This is a genomic window from Lacisediminihabitans sp. H27-G8, from assembly GCF_046156175.1.
Classification (GTDB): domain Bacteria; phylum Actinomycetota; class Actinomycetes; order Actinomycetales; family Microbacteriaceae; genus Lacisediminihabitans.
On record NZ_JAYLVL010000003.1, the window covers coordinates 224,119 to 242,031 of the forward strand.

14 protein-coding genes are annotated in these 17,913 nt (G+C 64.8%); 8 read left to right on the forward strand and 6 right to left on the reverse strand.

Annotated features, from left to right (window positions below):
• The first annotated feature begins 577 nt into the window (after nucleotides 1–577).
• The gene (locus VLI63_RS10380) at nucleotides 578–1,372 is read left to right on the forward strand and encodes a hypothetical protein (RefSeq protein WP_409156790.1); all 795 of its coding nucleotides are present in this window, start codon (nucleotides 578–580) and stop codon (nucleotides 1,370–1,372) included.
• Nucleotides 1,373–1,469: 97 nt separating this feature from the next.
• Here VLI63_RS10380 and VLI63_RS10385 read toward each other — a convergent pair whose 3' ends face one another.
• The gene (locus VLI63_RS10385; RefSeq protein ID WP_354575132.1) at nucleotides 1,470–1,643 is read right to left on the reverse strand and encodes a hypothetical protein; all 174 of its coding nucleotides are present in this window, start codon (nucleotides 1,641–1,643) and stop codon (nucleotides 1,470–1,472) included.
• A gap of 242 nt (nucleotides 1,644–1,885) precedes the next feature.
• Between VLI63_RS10385 and VLI63_RS10390 the strand changes: the two genes are divergently transcribed.
• Both VLI63_RS10390 and VLI63_RS10395 read left to right on the forward strand, forming a co-directional pair.
• Entirely contained in the window at nucleotides 1,886–2,548 is a 663-nt protein-coding gene (locus VLI63_RS10390) for a response regulator transcription factor (protein WP_409157234.1), read from the forward strand.
• Nucleotides 2,523–3,629, forward strand: a complete 1,107-nt coding sequence (locus VLI63_RS10395) for a sensor histidine kinase (RefSeq protein WP_409156791.1) — start codon at nucleotides 2,523–2,525, stop codon at nucleotides 3,627–3,629. The genes VLI63_RS10390 and VLI63_RS10395 overlap by 26 nt, the downstream gene beginning before the upstream one ends.
• 50 nt (nucleotides 3,630–3,679) lie before the next feature.
• On the opposite strand, the gene VLI63_RS10400 is transcribed toward VLI63_RS10395, so the two are convergent.
• The 3 genes from VLI63_RS10400 to VLI63_RS10410 form a co-directional block, all read right to left on the reverse strand.
• Nucleotides 3,680–5,389, reverse strand: a complete 1,710-nt coding sequence (locus VLI63_RS10400; protein ID WP_409156792.1) for a copper resistance CopC/CopD family protein — start codon at nucleotides 5,387–5,389, stop codon at nucleotides 3,680–3,682.
• A gap of 94 nt (nucleotides 5,390–5,483) precedes the next feature.
• Nucleotides 5,484–11,108, reverse strand: coding sequence for an Ig-like domain-containing protein (locus VLI63_RS10405; protein ID WP_409156793.1), 5,625 nt, complete (start codon nucleotides 11,106–11,108; stop codon nucleotides 5,484–5,486).
• Nucleotides 11,109–11,386: 278 nt separating this feature from the next.
• On the reverse strand, nucleotides 11,387–11,791 hold the full coding sequence (locus VLI63_RS10410) for a tautomerase family protein (RefSeq protein ID WP_409156794.1): 405 nt from the start codon (nucleotides 11,789–11,791) through the stop codon (nucleotides 11,387–11,389).
• Between the two features lie 183 nt (nucleotides 11,792–11,974).
• Between VLI63_RS10410 and VLI63_RS10415 the strand changes: the two genes are divergently transcribed.
• On the forward strand, nucleotides 11,975–12,373 hold the full coding sequence (locus VLI63_RS10415; protein ID WP_409156795.1) for a hypothetical protein: 399 nt from the start codon (nucleotides 11,975–11,977) through the stop codon (nucleotides 12,371–12,373).
• A 17-nt stretch (nucleotides 12,374–12,390) separates the two neighbouring features.
• Here the strand turns inward: VLI63_RS10415 and VLI63_RS10420 are convergent, their stop codons facing one another.
• Nucleotides 12,391–12,573, reverse strand: a complete 183-nt coding sequence (locus VLI63_RS10420) for a hypothetical protein (protein ID WP_409156796.1) — start codon at nucleotides 12,571–12,573, stop codon at nucleotides 12,391–12,393.
• A gap of 85 nt (nucleotides 12,574–12,658) precedes the next feature.
• Nucleotides 12,659–13,336 carry a DUF1294 domain-containing protein gene (locus tag VLI63_RS10425; protein ID WP_409156797.1) on the reverse strand — a complete coding sequence of 226 codons (678 nt, stop codon included), beginning with the start codon at nucleotides 13,334–13,336 and terminating at the stop codon, nucleotides 12,659–12,661.
• A gap of 207 nt (nucleotides 13,337–13,543) precedes the next feature.
• On the opposite strand from VLI63_RS10425, the gene VLI63_RS10430 reads away from it, so the two are divergent.
• Genes VLI63_RS10430 through VLI63_RS10445 form a run of 4 tightly spaced genes read left to right on the forward strand, consistent with a single transcriptional unit; the run spans nucleotide 13,544 to nucleotide 17,906 of the window.
• Nucleotides 13,544–14,719, forward strand: coding sequence for an ROK family protein (locus VLI63_RS10430; RefSeq protein ID WP_409156798.1), 1,176 nt, complete (start codon nucleotides 13,544–13,546; stop codon nucleotides 14,717–14,719).
• A gap of 31 nt (nucleotides 14,720–14,750) precedes the next feature.
• Nucleotides 14,751–16,097, forward strand: coding sequence for an ABC transporter substrate-binding protein (locus tag VLI63_RS10435; protein ID WP_409156799.1), 1,347 nt, complete (start codon nucleotides 14,751–14,753; stop codon nucleotides 16,095–16,097).
• A gap of 1 nt (nucleotide 16,098) precedes the next feature.
• Nucleotides 16,099–17,055 carry a carbohydrate ABC transporter permease gene (locus VLI63_RS10440; protein WP_409156800.1) on the forward strand — a complete coding sequence of 319 codons (957 nt, stop codon included), beginning with the start codon at nucleotides 16,099–16,101 and terminating at the stop codon, nucleotides 17,053–17,055.
• Nucleotides 17,052–17,906, forward strand: a complete 855-nt coding sequence (locus VLI63_RS10445; RefSeq protein ID WP_409156801.1) for a carbohydrate ABC transporter permease — start codon at nucleotides 17,052–17,054, stop codon at nucleotides 17,904–17,906. Before VLI63_RS10440 ends, VLI63_RS10445 begins: the two co-directional genes overlap by 4 nt.
• The last annotated feature ends 7 nt before the right edge of the window (nucleotides 17,907–17,913 follow it).

Below are 17,913 nucleotides of genomic sequence, written 5' to 3' on the forward strand. Positions count from 1 at the left end.
TGGAACGAGGGCCGCGACGAACAAAGGCGTGATGAGCGATTTACTCCCGGAAGCTCTCCTACGGGCACCGCCATGGTTTTGGGATGGTATCCGATTCAGGCTCGGAAGTATCTCTCAACCTCCCGCGAACGAAGACGCAACGCGAGCCGACCAAACTTCAGCGAGGCTGGCCTCTGACCGCGAGTCGGGATGGCCCGTTTTCAGAGAAGGCAGTCGGAAGGTCGGGGCGCAATCTGAAGGTGCCAGGGAATCCGCTTGTACAGCGTGGAATGGTCATGGGCAACTGACATCGCTCCCCCAAAAAGGCACATTCGCGAACGTGGGCACTAGAACTTCTAGTGCAAAAATGCTTGACAAGCGGACACAATCAAGCTTATATAAACCCATTCAAACAGCTTTTTTGTTTGTTTAGGTCCGATATACCGGGCTACGCTCGCGAGGTCGCGAATATTGAACGAGATTCGAGGCACTGATCGGGCGGTTCGATGTCAAGGAAGACAGAGGAGTCGAGAACATGTCCCAACCCCGTGAAGAATTCGCTTCGCCTAACATCCCCAGGCGCACAGTGCTCCATCTGATGCCCGCGATGGCGGTGGGTGCGGCGGTTGTCGGCGCCAGCGTCGTCAGTTCTCCGCAGCAAGCGAGCGCATCGACCTACCAAGGGCTGCCCACCAATGCGGTAGGAGTAAGCCTGCTGACAAAGCCCATCTTTGCCGGCTTCAACGCACCGCGAACGTTGGCCACTTTTCATCTACCGGGCGATGCCTCCGGCACGCGCCGCTCGCGGATGTTTTATGGCGAGTACTACTCGGTCGATGACATCAAGAGGCTGAAGCCATACGTCGAATACATCTGCGTGAAATCAGGCAACGACGTGAAGGTTTGGGACGGAGGCGGCAAATTCCTCACCGATCAGACGACGGCCATGGGCGAACAAGACCGCCGCAGGCTGTCGTCGTTCCAGCCCTACGATCTTCCGTCAGGAGCCTCCGAGTTGTATCGCGAGGCCACGCGAGGAGCGCAGTTCGTCAAATACCGCACTTCCGGAGGCGAACTGCGCTACCGAATATTTTGGTACGACGGCGACAGCAACTACTGGCGAGACAAGGACGTCGCAGCGACAGACGCACGCTCGGAGCAGTTCCAGAGCGGATACAGCTACATCAAACATGGAAACCAGGAAGCCGGTGTCACTCTGGCAAGCACCATTCTCGGTGCCTCCTGGGCAGGAAATCTCATCGTCGGAGGAGGGTTTGGAGCAATCGCCGGAGGCGTCGGAGTCGCAATCATCGCCGGACTTGCCATCTACTACGTTTACGACGCCTGCTATTCCTGGACCCAGGGGTTCCGATATATGGACATGATCTTCTAGAAAAGGGATCGTGCCATTAGGGTCTCTAGAGGTCCTCCCGGCCGACGACGACTGACCGCAGACGATCACCCGCTGCTCCGAACAGCGACCGTGGCGGTCAGTCGCGCAATGTGTCGATCTTGTCCAGAGGCACGTAAAACGTGACCTCGCCGGTTGCCGTATCGACCCGCGCCTTGAGATCGATCTTCTGCTTCACGCGATGCCCGTGTGACACGGCGACGGCATAGGAGGAGGCAGCATAAACGTCACAGTCTTCGATGAACTCAGCCATGCTCCGAGCCTATCCAATGCGCTCAGGAAAACACGTTTTCACGATGGCGATATGTGCCCCTTTTGGGGGCCAGAGCAGTCCCCCATTAGGGGGACCAAACCGGTATATTTCTCACAAGTCCCAGATAACCCGACTCTGGGGCGCAGAAGAACTGAACTGCTGTGATCTGCTCACCCAGTGGCGTCCCTGCCGCTGCCCAAAATGCTCGGGTGGAGACGGATGCCGCTGTGAATCGCATCGTGGTGGTCGAGGATGAGCCCGTGTTGGCCCGCCTCCTCGAACGAATCCTCGGTGGGTCCGATTACTCGGTCACCGTTGTCGGCACGGCCGCGGGTGCACTTGCCGCGATCCGCGCCGTCGACCCGGAGCTGATCATCCTCGACCTCATCCTCCCGGATGGACGAGGCGAGGACGTCCTCGCCGAAGTCATGCGATTCCGCCCGTCGAGTCGGATCCTCGTGCTGTCGTCGATGACCCAGATTGAGACGAGGGTGGGTGTCTTGGAAGGTGGTGCGGTCGATTTTCTGGCCAAACCCTTCGACAACGCCGAGCTGTTGGCCCGGGTCAGCACCCGCATCCGAACCCCGGTATCGACGCAGGCGTCGATCGCGAGGGCCACTCGGTACCTACGCAGCGCGGGCATCGAGATCGATGTGCTGCAACGGGAGCTGGTTGTGGACAATCGCCGCATCCCTTTGACGCAGCGAGAGTTCGTGCTGCTGTCATTACTCCTCCAGCGAGCGCCCGAGCCGTGTACCAGAGCCGAGCTGCTCGAGCGTGTCTGGGGAACGAAATTCGACACCGGCACGAACGTCATCGACGTGTGCGTGCGCCGGCTTCGATGGAAACTGTCCAACGACAAGATTGAAACGGTGCGCAATGTCGGGTATCGGATTTCGGCTTAAGGTTCTCCTCGCAGCCGCGTGGGCCGTCTTCGCGGGGGTGAATTGCTACCTGACGTTTGCGCTGCCCGGCAACGAGACGATCCCGTATCACCTCGTTTGGGCCAGTTTTGCGCTGCTCTACGGGCTGTGCCCGTGGCCGCGGCGCGCGACCCGGGTCGTGTTCGCCATCATCTCGGCCGTGACCGGGATCGCGCTCGTCCGTCATGCGATGGCCGGGATCATCAGATGGGAAGAATGCACCGAGACCATCCTGATGGGCGCCATTCTGGCGCTTCTCATGTGGCATGTGAACCGGCAATGGGCAGCGCAGGAAGGGCTGCGGGCGTTGCAGGAGGCAGACCGACACCGCAGTGAACAGCGCGAGACGGCCGCCCGGTTCGGTTCGCACGAGGTACGCACCCGCCTGACCATCGCCAGGGGCTATGCGCAACTCATCGCCGACCAGTCGGCCGAACCGATCGTGCGGGAGGATGCCCAGCTGGTGGTGGCGGAACTCGTCAAAGCCTCGGCCTTGGCGACCAACCTGCTCACCCTGGTGCGGGTCGTGGAGCCGTCGGCCACGAAGGCGGTGGATGTGGACCGAATGCTGGCCGACGTCCTGCGCCGGTGGTCGGTCACTGCCGACCGGAACTGGAGTGCACAGAGTGCTGTCGGGGTGGTGCAGGGTGATAGCGAGCGACTCGAGGCTGTGCTGGACTGCCTCCTCGAGAACGCGGTCAAGTTCACCAGCACGGGAGACACGATCGCAATGACGGCGGATGCTTCGGACCGCTCGCTGGTACTGACAGTCCGGGATACCGGCGCGGGTATTCCCGTGGGAGACATCGACTCGGTATTCGAGATCTTCAGGACGGCATCGACCGCGGGCGAGCGGGGCGGCAGCGGGCTGGGACTCGCCATCGTCAAAGCGGCCACCGAAGCCCGCGGCGGCACCGTTTCGGTTGACAGCTCGCTGGGTCGCGGCACGACATTCACGCTTCGACTCCCCCTAACGGAGTCGCCTGCTCTCCCCCTCGGAGAGCCCGCCTTCGACACGGCTGACCGCGATCCCCGGGGTGAATTCGTCGATGTCCTCGGCTGACGCGACGAACACCTCCCTGTGACCCGCCCCCGCAGTCCGACCGGTGTGTGTCAGCGCACTACGACCACATCGATGACGGCCGCAGGCCGCTCCAACTCGTTCACCCGGACGGCGGCGGTGATCTTCCACTGCCCGGCAGCGGGCAGCACGACCACGGCACGGTAGCTGCCCGGTGTTTTACCTGGTTCGACCGTCGCGGGCAGCGGCCCGAGACTCTGGGTCGGCTCGGACACACTCACCTCCGGCAGATCGATCGGCACTATGGGAACACCACCAGCATCGGTGAGGTCGAACACGATGACATTGATCCCCGGCTTGCCTGGGCCGAACCGGCCGGTCACATGGCCGGTGCCGAGGTCTGCCGCAACAGGAATCCCCGCCGATGTCAGCACGTCTGTCGCGGCCGATACCGGCACAGCCGGCACGTCGGTCGCCCGCGGGTTCTGCAGCGTCAGGGCAGTGGCGAGCCCCACGACCAGCACCAGCCCCAGCAGCTCGAGCCGGATCGTCACTGCCAGCCGGCGCCAGGCCCTCCCCGTGATTCTCTCTCGCGCCAGGCGAGGGACGAGACCGAACCGGTTCCACGCCGCAAGGAGACCGATCACCGCCACGACACCGATCTTTATGAGCAGCAACCGACCATAGGCGGTGCCGACGAGAGCAGGAACAGAGCCGACGATCACCACGGCCAGGACGGCACCAGTAATACCCAGCAACACGACGAGGCCACCGGCCAGCGTAGAGAACCGGCCCAGTACGAGCGCGGCTTCCGCAGGGTCGCCGTCCCGGCGTCGAGCACGGGCGAGATGCACAATCAACGCCACGAGACCGCCCAGCCACACTGCCGCGGTCGCGGCATGGATGATGTCGGCGGTCATCACGAGCCAGAGGGGTTCGAATGTGCGGGTATGGCCCACAGGCAGCACCGAGGCGAGCGCGGCCGCTGCCCCCGCCATCCCGGCCCAGAAGGCCGCCCGGCGGGACAGTCGCCTTCGGAGCAGCATCAGCACGACCCCCGAGGCCGCGAGGACCAGGACGACCGCGGCGCCCCCGGACCACCCGGTGGTGACGACCGCCGGATCGAGAAGCGAACCCAGGCTCAAGCCCCGCTCCCGAACCGAGGTGAGGGGAACGAGGATCAGGTACGCGCTGAGGGCGACAATCGCGGCCAGACGGGGCAACCGACGTCCCGGCGCGATGGTGCGGGCGACCCAGAGGTCGAAAACCGTGAGACCGGCAAGGCAGAAGAGGCCCAGATAGCCGAGAGCGGTGAGCACGCCGTAGAGGATATCCACCGGTCGGGTGTCCCGCTCGACGACCGTCGGGACCGATGCGTCGGCATGACCCACAGCGAACGACAGCACGCCGGACTCTGGGTGGGAGTCGTCGGAAATCACTCGCCAGCCCAACACATAGCTTCCCTCGGCCAGGCCCTTCGGCAGCGTCACCCGCACTGTCGCATCCACAGCCTCGGCAGGAACCGTACGGTGGCCAGCGCCACCGCCGTAGAGCTGGAAGCCGTCGGGAACAAGAAATACCGGCTCATCGAACACGAATTCCACTGAGCTCGGTGCATCGGCGAGAACCGCACCGTCAGCCGGCGTCGTGGTCAATAATTCGGCGTGCGCCCAGGCAGGGGACGAAGGCAGAATCAGCACGAGAGTCACAGCTGCCACGAGCAGGCCGAGCAGCCGACGGACCAGCGGTCCCCGTGCTCGGCGTTGCTCCACCCGCGCAGCGCGGGAACTCATTCCGGACATGATCCCCTCCTAGTCCGCCGTAACGGTGCGGCCGTGTGCCGGGCACACCGCCGCCGGTCCCGACTTCCGGGCGGCGGTGTGCGGTTGGGAGGCGCTAGTTGCCCGTCGTGAAATTCCAGGTCACGGGAGCCAGTAGGTTGCCAGCGGTGTCCTTTATTCCGCTGCTGAGGGTGACGGTGTATTGGGTATTGGCCCGCAGAGTGCCAGTCGGGTTGAGCGTCGCCACGCGCGTGATGCCGGAGTAGCTGACGGCCGCCGGGAAGGCGACGCCGTTCGACGTTCGCGTGATGGTGAAGTTCCCACTCGCCGCAGCCGTAGCGGGAAGGCCGGTTACCGCCTCGCTGAATGTCGCGGTGATGTTCGCCGTGCGGCTGACCCTCGTGGCGTTCACCGCGGGGGTCCGAGACGTGACCACGGGGGCGGGACCGGTGATGAAGGTCCACGTTTTAGCGGTGAGGGGGTTGCCTGCCACGTCCGTGACCGCATTGCTCAGCGACAGGGTGTAACTACTGTCTGCGACCAGCGGCGCGTCCGGGGTCAGCGTCGCAACGCGGGTGAAGGTGTTGTACGTCACTTTCGAGGCGATGGTTGCCGTCCCCAGCTTCAGGATGAAGTTCGGTGTGCTGATACCGGTGGTGGGCAGGCCGGTGACGGTCTCGCTGAACGTTGCACTCAGCGGAGTCCTCGATGTGGTCGTACCCAGACTGACACCGGTGGCTCCGGCGGCAGGGTTGGTGGTGGTGACCGTCGGGCTGGGTCCGGTGAGGAAGCTCCAGTTCGTCGCCGCGACCGAGCCTCCGGACACGTTTTTGATGGCCGTAGTCAGCGAGAGCGTGTAGGGCTTGTCAGCGGTCAGAGCCCTCGTTGGGGTGAGCGTAGCCGTCCGGGTCGCCGCGCTGTAGGTCACCGTCGCCGGAACGGCGGTGGCGCCCTGCTTGAGCGTGAATGTGGCGTTGCTGACGCCGGTGACGGCTTCGTTGAACGTCACTGTCGGACGGATGCTCGTCGCCACCCCGGTCGCCCCGGGCAGGGGGTTCCGAGCTGTCACCTGCGGCGAAGTGGCTGCGGTGAGCACCGGTGCGGACACCGTATTCCCCGCCGCGTTCCACGCCGTGACCCGGTAGGCATATTGCCCGGTCCCCGCGGTTATGTCCGTGTAGGTGGTGACGTTCGCCAGCGCCGTGGCGATCTGAGAGTAGGCACCGACCGCTCCGTTGACCAGTGGTGCGCGCTCGATCCTGTAGCCGATCTCGTTCTTCGCACTGCCCCAGGTAGTGGGATCGGTGATCGAAATCGGGGTGCCGTCCGTCCAGCTCAGCAAGACGTCACTCGCTGGTCGGGTGAAGCGCATCACCGATGCATCGGGCAGTGTGCGAGGCGCGCTGACCGAGATCGGCCGCATCATGTCCATCTCCTCGTGGCTGAGGATATGGCAGTGCCACACGTACTCCCAGCCGAAGTTGGTCATGTCGTTGCTGATCGGCGCGACCGGGTTACCGCTCGTGTCCGTGTTGTTGAAGCCTGCCTCAGAGCCGTTCGGGCCAGTGGTCGAGCCCTTGGCGCCCAGCGGCATCATCGGGTTGAGTGGCCGATTGCTGTCCGGGATGGCGAACGGCAGTTTCGGAAGGATGGGTCGGACCGCCACGATCGTGTCCTCGAGCGGACTGACCCGCACGGTGTCCTTCCAACCGAGCTCCGTCGGGTCGGGCGGGATGATGATGTTGTCCCAGGTGACCCTGTTTATCACCTGCACATCGTTGAGATGGAAATGCAGCGGGTGGGTATCCACGCCATTGTGCGTGATCTTCCAGATCTGCGTTCCATCGGCGTTGGTGGAGATAGGGGTCACGTTGAGACTGTTCGTCCCCTTGGTGCCGTCCAGCTTCTCCGTCGCGGGGTTGACGTACGGGTAGAGGATGATGTTCTGCAAGAGCGGTGTTGCGCCCGGTGCCTCCAACCCGATGTTGCCGCTCATCCGTCCCCACTCGTCGAAGTTCGCCGAGTTCATCTCGTCGTGAACAGCCTTGCCCTCAATGGGAACACTGAGTTGTGGGCCCGCGAGGGTGTCGAACTTGAACTGGTCTCCACCCTGCTCGGCGATCCGTGCGAAGCCGTCGCACTTGGCGGCGGGGTTGGTGGCCGAGTTGCAGTATCCGCTACCGACGAAGCTCTTTCCGTAGGCCTGGTTGTACGCGGCCTGGCCGACCACGATCGGGTTCTGGCTCGACTCGAAGACACCGGCAGGATTGCCGGCAGCGTCCGTGTGGTGATCGAACGCCGCCATCAGCTTGCCCATCTGGTCGGCCGTGGTGTTCGGCCGGTCGAAGGCCAGCGCCGGAGCAGTGTTGGAGACCTTCACCTGCATCACAGTGCGGGTGTCCGGCCCGTAGCCGGGCAACGTGGTCGGGGCTCCACCGGGAGACAGGTCCGGACCGCCAGCTCGGTAGTCGTATCCGGGGATACGTCCCGGGAAGGCGGCAGGAGCGTCGTTGTAGAGGATCAGCGTCTTGCCCTTGTAGGCGGAGAAGTCAACCACAACATCGGCCCGCTCGGCCGGGGCCAACAGCAACGAGTGCTGGTCGACATTGCCCACGTCGAATCGCGTGGGGTCGGTGATCCACGTGGTCTCGTGGGCAGGCACCACGACGGGGGTGGGCAGGAACCCACCCTCATTGCCGATCTGGATCCAGTCCGGACCCTTCGGGCTCTTGGCAGTGTCCGGAGTCGGCGAGATGGATGTGTCGGTCAGGGCCGCCTGGACCTCGCTCGCTTTCAGCGCCACCTCCGTGCCGGTGGCGGGATCGGCGACGTACCACGACAGGTTCCAGAACCTGTCGTCGGAGCCGTTGAGGATCCGGAACCGGTAAGACTTCGGATCCATCGTCGTCGTCGGGTAGGCGGTGCCGTTCACGACTGGCGTGTCGTGGAAGGCTTCCATGCCCACCGAGTTGTTGGGTGTCGACGGAATCAGGGCGGGCTCGCAGAAGTCAGCCACATTCGGGTCGCAGGTGGGGTCGTAGTAGGGGTTCGCCATGGGCGGGTACTTGGCGTCTTTAGCCGGCGGCCAGAACCACGGGCCGTAGAACCAGCGACCGAACGAGCTCATCCCGCTGGGGTCACCGGGGTTCTGGGCGGGCATGTAGACGTGTGGCTGCCACAGGTTGCCCTCACCGCCCCACTTCTTCGCATCCCAGGTCGGGTCGAGCTGTGCCATCCGCTTCGTGCTCGGCACGAAGGTCTTGTCTTGGATGGTGAGCGAGGTGCCCATGCCGAGTCCCTCGAGAGCGCCACCGGGAGCCATCAGTTTCTGCTCGGTGTCGTCGGTGATCATGTATCCGGCTTCTTCACCGGCGTAGACGTTGAGCCGGGTGATGCCCCACGAGTGGTCGTGGTAGAACATCATCCGAGCGCTCTGCTGGTTGGTGTAGAAGAAGGTCTCAGCACCGGGGCCGGGATCGGGCATATCCGGCACGTTGCTGACGCTGACGCCCTTCGGGTACGCGGTATTCTCCCCGGTCGGGGTGACCCACTGGTGCGGTGTGCCGTCGCTGATCCACGGGGTGATGCCGCCGTGGAGGTGAAGGGTGGCGCGGTTCTCCGAGTAGCAGGTGGTCGGCTTCGGTGTCTGCCCGCACATCGGGTTGCGCACGCCGTCGAGCACGCTCTTCTCGTCCTTCGCCATGTCCACGGGGATCTTGGTGGTGGGGTCGAGCATCATCATGTCGGGACCCGCACCCGCACCCATCACCGAGGTGTCGACAGGGAGGAACAGGTCGCCGGCCACACCGGTGGGCAGAAGGTTGCGGAACAGGACCCTGACAGGCTTGTTCTTCGTGGCGATGATCGTCGGTCCGAGGTAGTGCGGCTTGTCCACCCCGGTGAAACTGATCGGGCTGTCGGGCAGTGCCGGGTCCAGGTTCGCGTTGCCGAGGGGGACTCTCTTGCCCGGTACGACACTGGTGGAGAGCTGCACATAGCCGCGCAACAGAGTGGCAGGCAGGTCACGGTGGAACTTCATCCGATACTGCACGACCGCGATCTCGTAGTAGTCAGTGCCGGGGTAGGTGGTGGTGTCGGGAACCGCGATCGGGATGTACTGGCCCAGATCGTTCGCGTTGGCCTCCCCCTCTCCCGGCAGGGTGTCGACGAACTTCTTGATACCAGGGGTGAGATAGCCCGCCCCGGGAGTGGTGACCACGATGTCGGTGACCGAGCCCTTGACCGCCACCTTAGCGGTGGCGCTGGCACCCTTGTCGGCCGTGCCCACCGTGTCGGCGATCGTCACGGTCGGGGCCGAATCGTAGCCGGCTCCCCCGTCGGTGACATCGATGCGGGTGACACCGATAGTGGCCTCGACTTTGGCTTCACGCTCGGGAGCAGTCTTACTGGCGTCGGTGATGGTGACGGTCGGAGCAGACGTATACCCGCTACCGGCGTTCGCGATGTCCACACCGGTGACCACACCGCTGGCATCCATCGTCGCGCTGGCGGTGGCCTGCACGCCGTCGGCAAGATCGGGCTTGGACATCGTGACCAGCGGCTGGGCCTGATACCCCTTGCCGCCGTCGGTGAGCTTTAGATTGTCGACAGTCCCGCTCGCCAGCGCGTGGGCCTCAGCGCCAGCGGTCGGGTTGCCACCCGTCAGGGTCGCGGCAGGCGCGGTGAACCCGTACCCGGTCTCGTTGACATCGATGCTGGTGATCACACCGGTGGCGATTCTGGCGACGGCCTTCGCCACCGTGGTCGGGATGACCCCGGCTGTGGTGATCTCGACCGTTGGCGGGATCGCGTAACCGGAACCCGGGCTGGTGACCGTGACCCCGGAGATGGCGCCCGTCTTCGGGTCGACCGAAGCCGTGGCTTCAGCGCCCGTACCGGGGTCGGTGATCGTCGGCGTGACGTCGGCCGCGAAGGAATAGGTGCGGTCATGGGAGAAGTCGGGATAGTTCGAGACCCCGAGCGCGATTGTGCTGTCCTTGGCCGGAGCGAGGTTGGTGGCCAGCGTCGGGTCACCGCTCGCCGGTGTACTCAGGGTGTCGGCGTTGGCGAGGACCTCGGTATCCACCGGGACTCCCTGGCCGTAGAAGCCGATCACGTCGTTCTTGCGCACCGCCACGCCGGGCACGGAATAGGTTGCGAGCTCTCCGGTGCTCACTGTCGGCACCGGTACCTTCAGCTCGTCACTGACATAGACGACGGTGTACTCCCCCGCGGTACCGGTGGGACGCAGCACCAGGGCGTGAAAGAGGTTGCCGGCGGAGGTTGTCGGGCTCCCTCCCGCGTTGCCCTGGTTCCAGCTCTGGAAGTCGTTGAGGGTGCCGTCGGGCAGTTTGGAATGGTCGAGCACCACCAACACCGGCCCCAACTCCCCGGTCGGCTTCGCGTAGTCGGTCGCGTACTTGCGCTCGGTCAGCGGGTTGCCGTAGAGCACCGGAGTCGGGGTGCCGATGCCGATCTTCACCATGGCGTCCGCCAGGGTCTGCGGGCTGTTCGCCCAGTTGGGGTACGGGCCGAAGTAGTGGGGCACCTTCGTCACATCGGTGGCGCTCGTCGGGACAGCGGCCGCAGCCACATCGGGTCGAAAGAGCGTCTTCATCCCCGCCCAGGGGCCGAACCCGCTGATCACCATAGCCAGCGCCACGATGAGCGCGATGACGGACCGCCGTGGCGAACGGCGCTTCGAGCCAAGATGAAAGGATGTGCCGGCAAATGGTTGCATGATATTCCCCTGACAATCGGAGCGCGGGGGTGCTGACTCCTAGTGATGAGGGTGCACGCCCGAGGTCTGAGGCGGGCCATTTATGACACAAGTGTCATTTAGTCGAATACGACTCGTCTGCCGCGTCGGTACGCACGCGACGGCTTCCCCCGCCTCAGCGTCGAAGGCGGCGGTGCGGGTGTGCGCAGGGATCGCTGGTGCACCCCTTCCGCACAGTCACGTTCGCCTCCCTCCGTCCGTCGCAGGCGGACGGCAGCAGAAGCCGATCCGGCCCACAGTCAGCTCCCCGGGAGCTCGAGCTCGCCGGTCAGGTACTGGGCGCGACCGAAGCCGAACGACCAGTCCGCGGGCGAATTCTCCACGAAACCGATGACGAGATCCGAACCCGCGACACCGACGGCTTCCAGGTTGTGCGCGAGTGCGGCGAAGAATTGCTGCTTCGCCTCATCCGTGCGTCCGGCCTGGGTGAAGATCTGGATGATCACGAGAAGTTCTGAACGCTCGATGCCGAGCCCGACGTCCAGAGCGACAAGCATGCCCGGCGCATGCTCGGTGACGATCTGGAAGCGGTCGCGTTCGGGCAGCCCGTACACGTCTACGAGAGTCGCCTGGATGGCATCGCCGATGGCGTGCAGCTGATCCTGATCGCGTCCGGCGACGAGATCGATTCGAACGAGTGGCATTGCGGTTCCGATCCGATAGTCCTCATCACCTTCTACACCAGGAATCTGGAGATTGCGGTGCGGGGTCCACCGTCGGCCGCTTCGGCCTCGCCGGGCGCGCCATGACGACCGAAGACCCCGAAACGTTGGGTCGCGTGTCGGCATCCGCGCCGCTAGCGTTGCGATCGTCGAAGGGTCGCAGCGATGTCCGCCACCAACTCCTGCACCGCGGTCGTGCTGGCCGGCGCGGTCGTGATGCTGGCGGGATGCAGCATCCGCTCGGGCGCACTGCCAGAGTTCACCGACCGGTCGCCACTCGTCTCGTGCGGCGAAGCCGTGCTCGCGCAGGGCGAGACGGTGCCGCCCGGCGCGATCGCATGCATGGATGAGGCCGCCGGTCGGGGTGGCGCAGAGCTTTCGGTGTCGTCCCTGACGACCGAGGGAGATGCCATCGTTTCGTATTTCCGGGTGGGCCCGCAGATCGACGGAATCGACCTTTTCGTGGACGCCACGGCGGATTCGTTCGGGCCACGCACCTGGACCTACCAGCACTGCACAGGGGACACGACGATCAGCGAATACGGCGCCTGCACTGCCCGTTGAGACGCGATCGATCGTTCTCAGGAGGTTCGCTCGTCCAGTTCCTGGATCGCCTCGACGGCGGCGCCGAGCACGGCATCCACCTCGTTGATCTTGCGATTGAGAGTGTTCGGTCCGGCTTGGTAGAGCTCACCGGCCTGGTCGACGACAGCCTGAAGCTTCTCGCCGACACTGGTGCCCTGCTTCTCATCGTTGATCGTCATGAGTGAACCGTCCTGGGAAAAGAAAAAGTGGGGTGAGACCGCTGTGGTCGAGAAAATATTACCCGCCCCGCCTGCGGGATTGGTACTAGAAGGTGCTCTGCAAACGCTCAGAGAGCACCACGCTGAAAGTCACGAAAGCGAGCACGTTCAGAACCACGGTGCCCCAGAACGCCGAACGAAAGCCACGCTTACGGGTCTTGTGACGAAAGACCTGCTGCCCCACGATTGCACCGGGCCAGCCCCCGATGATGCCCAGCGCGAGAAGCGAACTCTCCGAGATGCGCCACCCGCCGCTCGTCGCGGCCCTCTTGTCAACTGCGTACACGATGAAGGAGAGGATGCTCGTGAGGAGGTAGACCCCGAGAACCCAGGGTGGCATGGGCCACTGAACACTCACGAAGACGTAGACCAGGAAGAATCCGACGATGGCCACATAGTCGAAGGATGCTGGTCTCCTGCCGGCGAGGATCCGCTGGACCATCGTGCGCCGGGGTGGCGCGGAAGGCTCCGGTGCGGGTGTCGCAGACTGCGCCATCCGCTCTCCGGTGACCCGGCGCGCCACCGAACGGCCGTCAGCGGCGGTCTCGATCTCGAAGCTGAGGGCTTCGCCGAGCAGGGGACGCACCGCGGACCGGGGAAATGCCGAGATGTGCACGAAAACGCGCCGGTCACCGACATCCGTCGTGAGAAAACCGAATCCGCGATCGTCATTCCACGAGGTGAGAGTGCCGGTGACGCGTGTTCCCCCGTCACCGTCAGCCATCCATCGATGGTATCCGTGACGGAGCCCCCCGGTCGACTCGAATCGGCCGGAGCCGCGGTCGCTCGCTCTTCTGGCGGTTCGACGCAGCACTTCGCACGCGCTGCCGACGAGGCATTAATCCGCTCCCTCTTTACTGTTAGGAAACTTTACTGATACATTCGGCGCACTCGTGAATCCGTGAATTCGCACCGAACACCAGGAGCACCGATGTCGACAACCGTGCCGGGCACCCCGGCCTGGCTGCGCGAGACCAACGATCGCACCGCGCTGTCCCTGCTTCTTCAGCACGGATCGCTCACCCGCAACGGGATCGGGCAGCTCTCCGGGCTGTCGAAGCCCACCGCCTCGCAGATCGTCTCCCGCCTCGAGGCCGCCGGACTCATCCAGGTGGTCGGCGAGGTGTCGGGCGGCCGTGGTCCCAATGCCGTCACCTATGGCGTGCGGCCGGACCGGGTGCTCGGGGTCGCCGTCGACATCAACGAATCGGTGATCCGGTCGACGGTGGTGGATGCCCAGGGCGCCGAACATCCGGTCGTCGAGACCCGGCTCCAGGGCGATGATGACCGTTCGGCGGTCGCCGACCTGCGCAAAGCCATCGAGGCCGCGAGCCTCGCCAGCGCGACGAGCGCTTCGACGGTGCGCCTGGTCTGCGTGGGGGTGCAGGGCTCGGTGAATCCGCGCACCGATGAGCTTTCGTTCATCGACACGCTCCCGGGCTGGCCGCGCACCGGGGTCCGTCGCCAGCTCGAGGCATTCCTCGCCCGCACCGTTCACATCGAGAACGACGTGAACCTCGCCGCGATCGCCGAGCGATCCGAGGGCGCGGGCGCGGGCGCATCCAGCTTCGCCCTGCTCTGGATGGACGACGGTCTCGGCCTCGCTGTCGACCTCGACGGCACGGTGCACCGCGGCGGCGCCGGGGGTGCCGGGGAGATCGGCTACCTCCCCGTGCCTCGCGTTGCCGCCGACATCGATCCCGACGCGACCGACCTGCAGGACCTCATCGGCGGCCCGGCGATCATCGGGATCGCGAGACGCCACGGGGTCGAGGGAACCGACGCCCGCAGTATCGCCCGTGCTCTCGCCGACCACCCGAACCGCAGCGCGGTCTTCGCCGAGATGGCCCCTCGGATCGCGCTCGGTGTCGTGCCGGTGCTCGCGATCCTCGATCCGGAGGTCGTCGTGATCGGCGGCCCGATCGGGATCGCCGGTGGCGACGAGCTCGCGACCCTCGTGCGAGCCGAGATCGAACGCAACCAGCCCTGGCGCCCCCGGATTCGCGGGTCGGCGGTGTCGGGCGATCCTGTGCTTCGAGGTGCCCGCCACACTCTCGTGCAGCAGGTGCGCCAACGACTGTTCGCCGAACTCGGCACCCTGTCCTGACCCCGTCGCCCCACCAGAAAGGTCTCGAACCATGAATCGTCATTCCCCCACCCGGCGCACCGGCTTCGTCTTAGCGATGGCGGCAGCGGTCGCGCTGGTCGCGACCGGATGCTCCCCCGCGGCCACGAACTCCGCGATCGATGCCACGGCCCCGGCCAAACTCACCGGCACGGTGAGTTTCTGGCACTTCTTCTCGGATCGGGAAGCCAAGGTCGTGCAGTCGGTCGTTGACGATTTCGAGAAGGCGAACCCGGGGGTGAAGGTCGACGTGCACAGCGGCCAGGATGACGAGAAGCTGCAGAAGGCCATCGCCGCCGGCAACTCGGTCGACGTCGGACTCTCGTACTCCACCGACATCGTCGGCAACTTCTGCAGCAGTGGCGCGTTCCGCGATCTCGGGCCGTACATCACCCGCGACAAGGTCGATCTCACGCAGTTCAGCACGACCGTGCGCAGCTACACGGAGTACAAGGGCACCCGCTGCAGCATGCCGGTGCTCGCCGACGACTACGGTCTCTACTACAACAAGAAACTCTTGGCCGCGGCCGGGTATTCGGAGCCCCCGAAGACCCTTGGCGAACTCGAGAAGATGGCGATCGCCCTCACCACCTACAACGCCGACGGGTCGATCAAGACCCTCGGTTTCAATCCGATGATGGGCTTCTACGAGAACGCCGCCTCGCACTTCGGCCCGCTCGCCGGCGCGACCTGGCTCAAGAAGAACGGAAACTCTGCCATCGGCGGAGACCCCGCCTGGACCGAGCTGATGAAATGGCAGAAGGGCTTCGTCGACGCGATCGGCTACGACAAGCTCAACACCTTCACCTCGGGGCTCGGGCAGGAGTTCTCGGCAGACAATGCCTTCCAAACCGGGCAGGTGGCCATGAACCTCGATGGCGAGTACCGCACAGCGTTCATCGACGACCAGACTCCCAACCTGGAGTATGGAACCGCTCCCCTGCCGACCGCGGATGACCACACCGCGCTCTACGGTGGCGGCTACATCACCGGCAACATCGCCGGAATCTCCAAGGGGGCGAAGAACCCCGAAGCAGCCTGGGCGCTGCTCAAATACCTCACCACCGACACCGGGGCGATCGTGAAGCTCTCCAACGGACTCAAGAATGTGCCCACCACATCCGCGGCCCTCTCCTCCCCTGACCTGGAGGTCACCCCCCAGTTCAAGACCTTCCTCGACATCGCGGCCGACGAACACTCCGGCACAACTCCCCCGAGCCCGGTTGGTGCGGGCTACCAGCAGTCGTTCGAGGACTACTGGCACAAGTACCAGTCGGGATCGGGCACTGGCCTCGCCGCGGGCCTCGCCAAGGTGGACAAGGACATCGACGCCTCCATCGCCCTGACCGCCGGACCGTAACGTGACGACCACCACAGCGGCGCGACCCGGTGTGCGCCGTCGACCCCGGCGATGGGCGGTGCTCGGGATGCTGGCGCCCGCCATCCTCGGGTTGCTGATCTTCTTCGTCTACCCGCTCATCGCCTCCGTGTACTACTCCTTCACCCGATTCGACCTGGTCTCGGCTCCCCAGTGGATCGGCCTGCGCAACTACGTCTACCTGTTCACCCAGGATCCGAATGTCTGGCAGGCCGCCGGCAACACGCTCTGGTTCGTCGGCATCCTGGTGCCGGTGCGCATCCTCACGGCCCTCGGAGTCGCCTGGCTGCTCGTGCGGGCGAAGAAGGCATCCGGATTCTGGCGCACCCTGTTCTACCTGCCGGCGCTCGTGCCACCGGTGGCGGCCGTCGTGGCCTTCGTCTTCCTGTTCAACCCTGGCACCGGCCCGGTCAACCTGATCCTCAAGGCCATCGGCATCCACGGTCCGCTGTGGTTCAACGATCCGGCGTGGTCGAAGCCCTCGCTGTTGCTCCTCGGCGTCTGGGTGCTCGGCGACGTGATGATCATCTTCCTCGCCTCCCTGCTCGACGTGCCCCAGGAGCTCTACGAAGCGGCCTCGCTGGATGGCGCGAAGAGTTGGCAGAAGGGCTGGTACGTCACCCTTCCCGCGATCGTGCCCGTGCTGGTGTTCTCGGTGGTCACCGGTGTCATCGCCGCCCTGCAGTACTTCACCGAGGCAGCGGTCGCCTCGAGCGTCGCCTCCGGGCGGGCGACCGTCGGCGAAGGCGGCGGCGCAACCCTCGGCTATCCCGACAACTCCCTGCTCACCTACACGGAATGGCTCTACGTGCGCGGATTCAGCAACTACCAGCTCGGCTACGCCTCGGCGCTGGCGGTCGTGCTGTTCGTGGTGGCGAGTGTCGTGCTCCTGGTGCTGCTGCTCCGGGTGCGCGCCTTCACCCCGGAGGAGGCTTCGTGACCGTCACCGCCGCAGCCCGGCCCCGACCCCGGCGCCGGGCGCTCGGCTGGATCGCCGAGCATGCCATCCTCGTGGCCATCGGCGTGCTCTTCATCGCACCGGTCGCTTTCGTCTTCCTCACCTCCCTCATGTCGGACAAGCAGGCTCTCACCGCCTCACTCATCCCCACGACGTGGCACTGGGAGAACTACCTGCGTGTGTTCCAGACCGTGCCCCTCCTGCAGTGGTTCGGCAACTCAGCGCTCTACGCCGTGCTTGCGACGGCATTCATGCTGCTCTCCTCGGTGCCGGCGGCATACGCGCTGGCGCGCATCCGGTTCCGTGGTTCGGGGGCGCTCTTCCTCTGCATCATCGTCGCGATGCTTCTGCCGCCTCAGGTGACCGCGATCCCGATCTACGTGATGTGGTCGCAACTTCATCTCACCGGCACCCTGTGGCCGCTGATTCTGCCGAACCTGCTCGGGGACGCGTTCTCGATCTTCCTGCTGCGGCAGTTCTTCCTCACCATCCCCAAGGAATACGCCGACGCGGCCCGCATCGACGGCTGCAGCGAGTGGGCCGTGTTGTTACGGGTGATCGTGCCCATGGCGCGCCCGGGTATCGCCGCGGCCGGACTGTTCATGTTCTTCAACTCGTGGAACGACTACTACGGACCGCTGCTCTACACCTCCGAGAACTCGGCCGCCTGGCCTGTCGCCTACGGGCTGGCGAGCTTCCGCAGTGTTCACGGCACCGACTGGAGCATCACGATGACCATGACGATCCTCGTGATGGTTCCCGTGGTCATCATCTTCTTCTTCGCACAGAAAATCTTCGTCGAGGGCATCACGCTCACCGGCGTCAAAGGCTAAGGACACA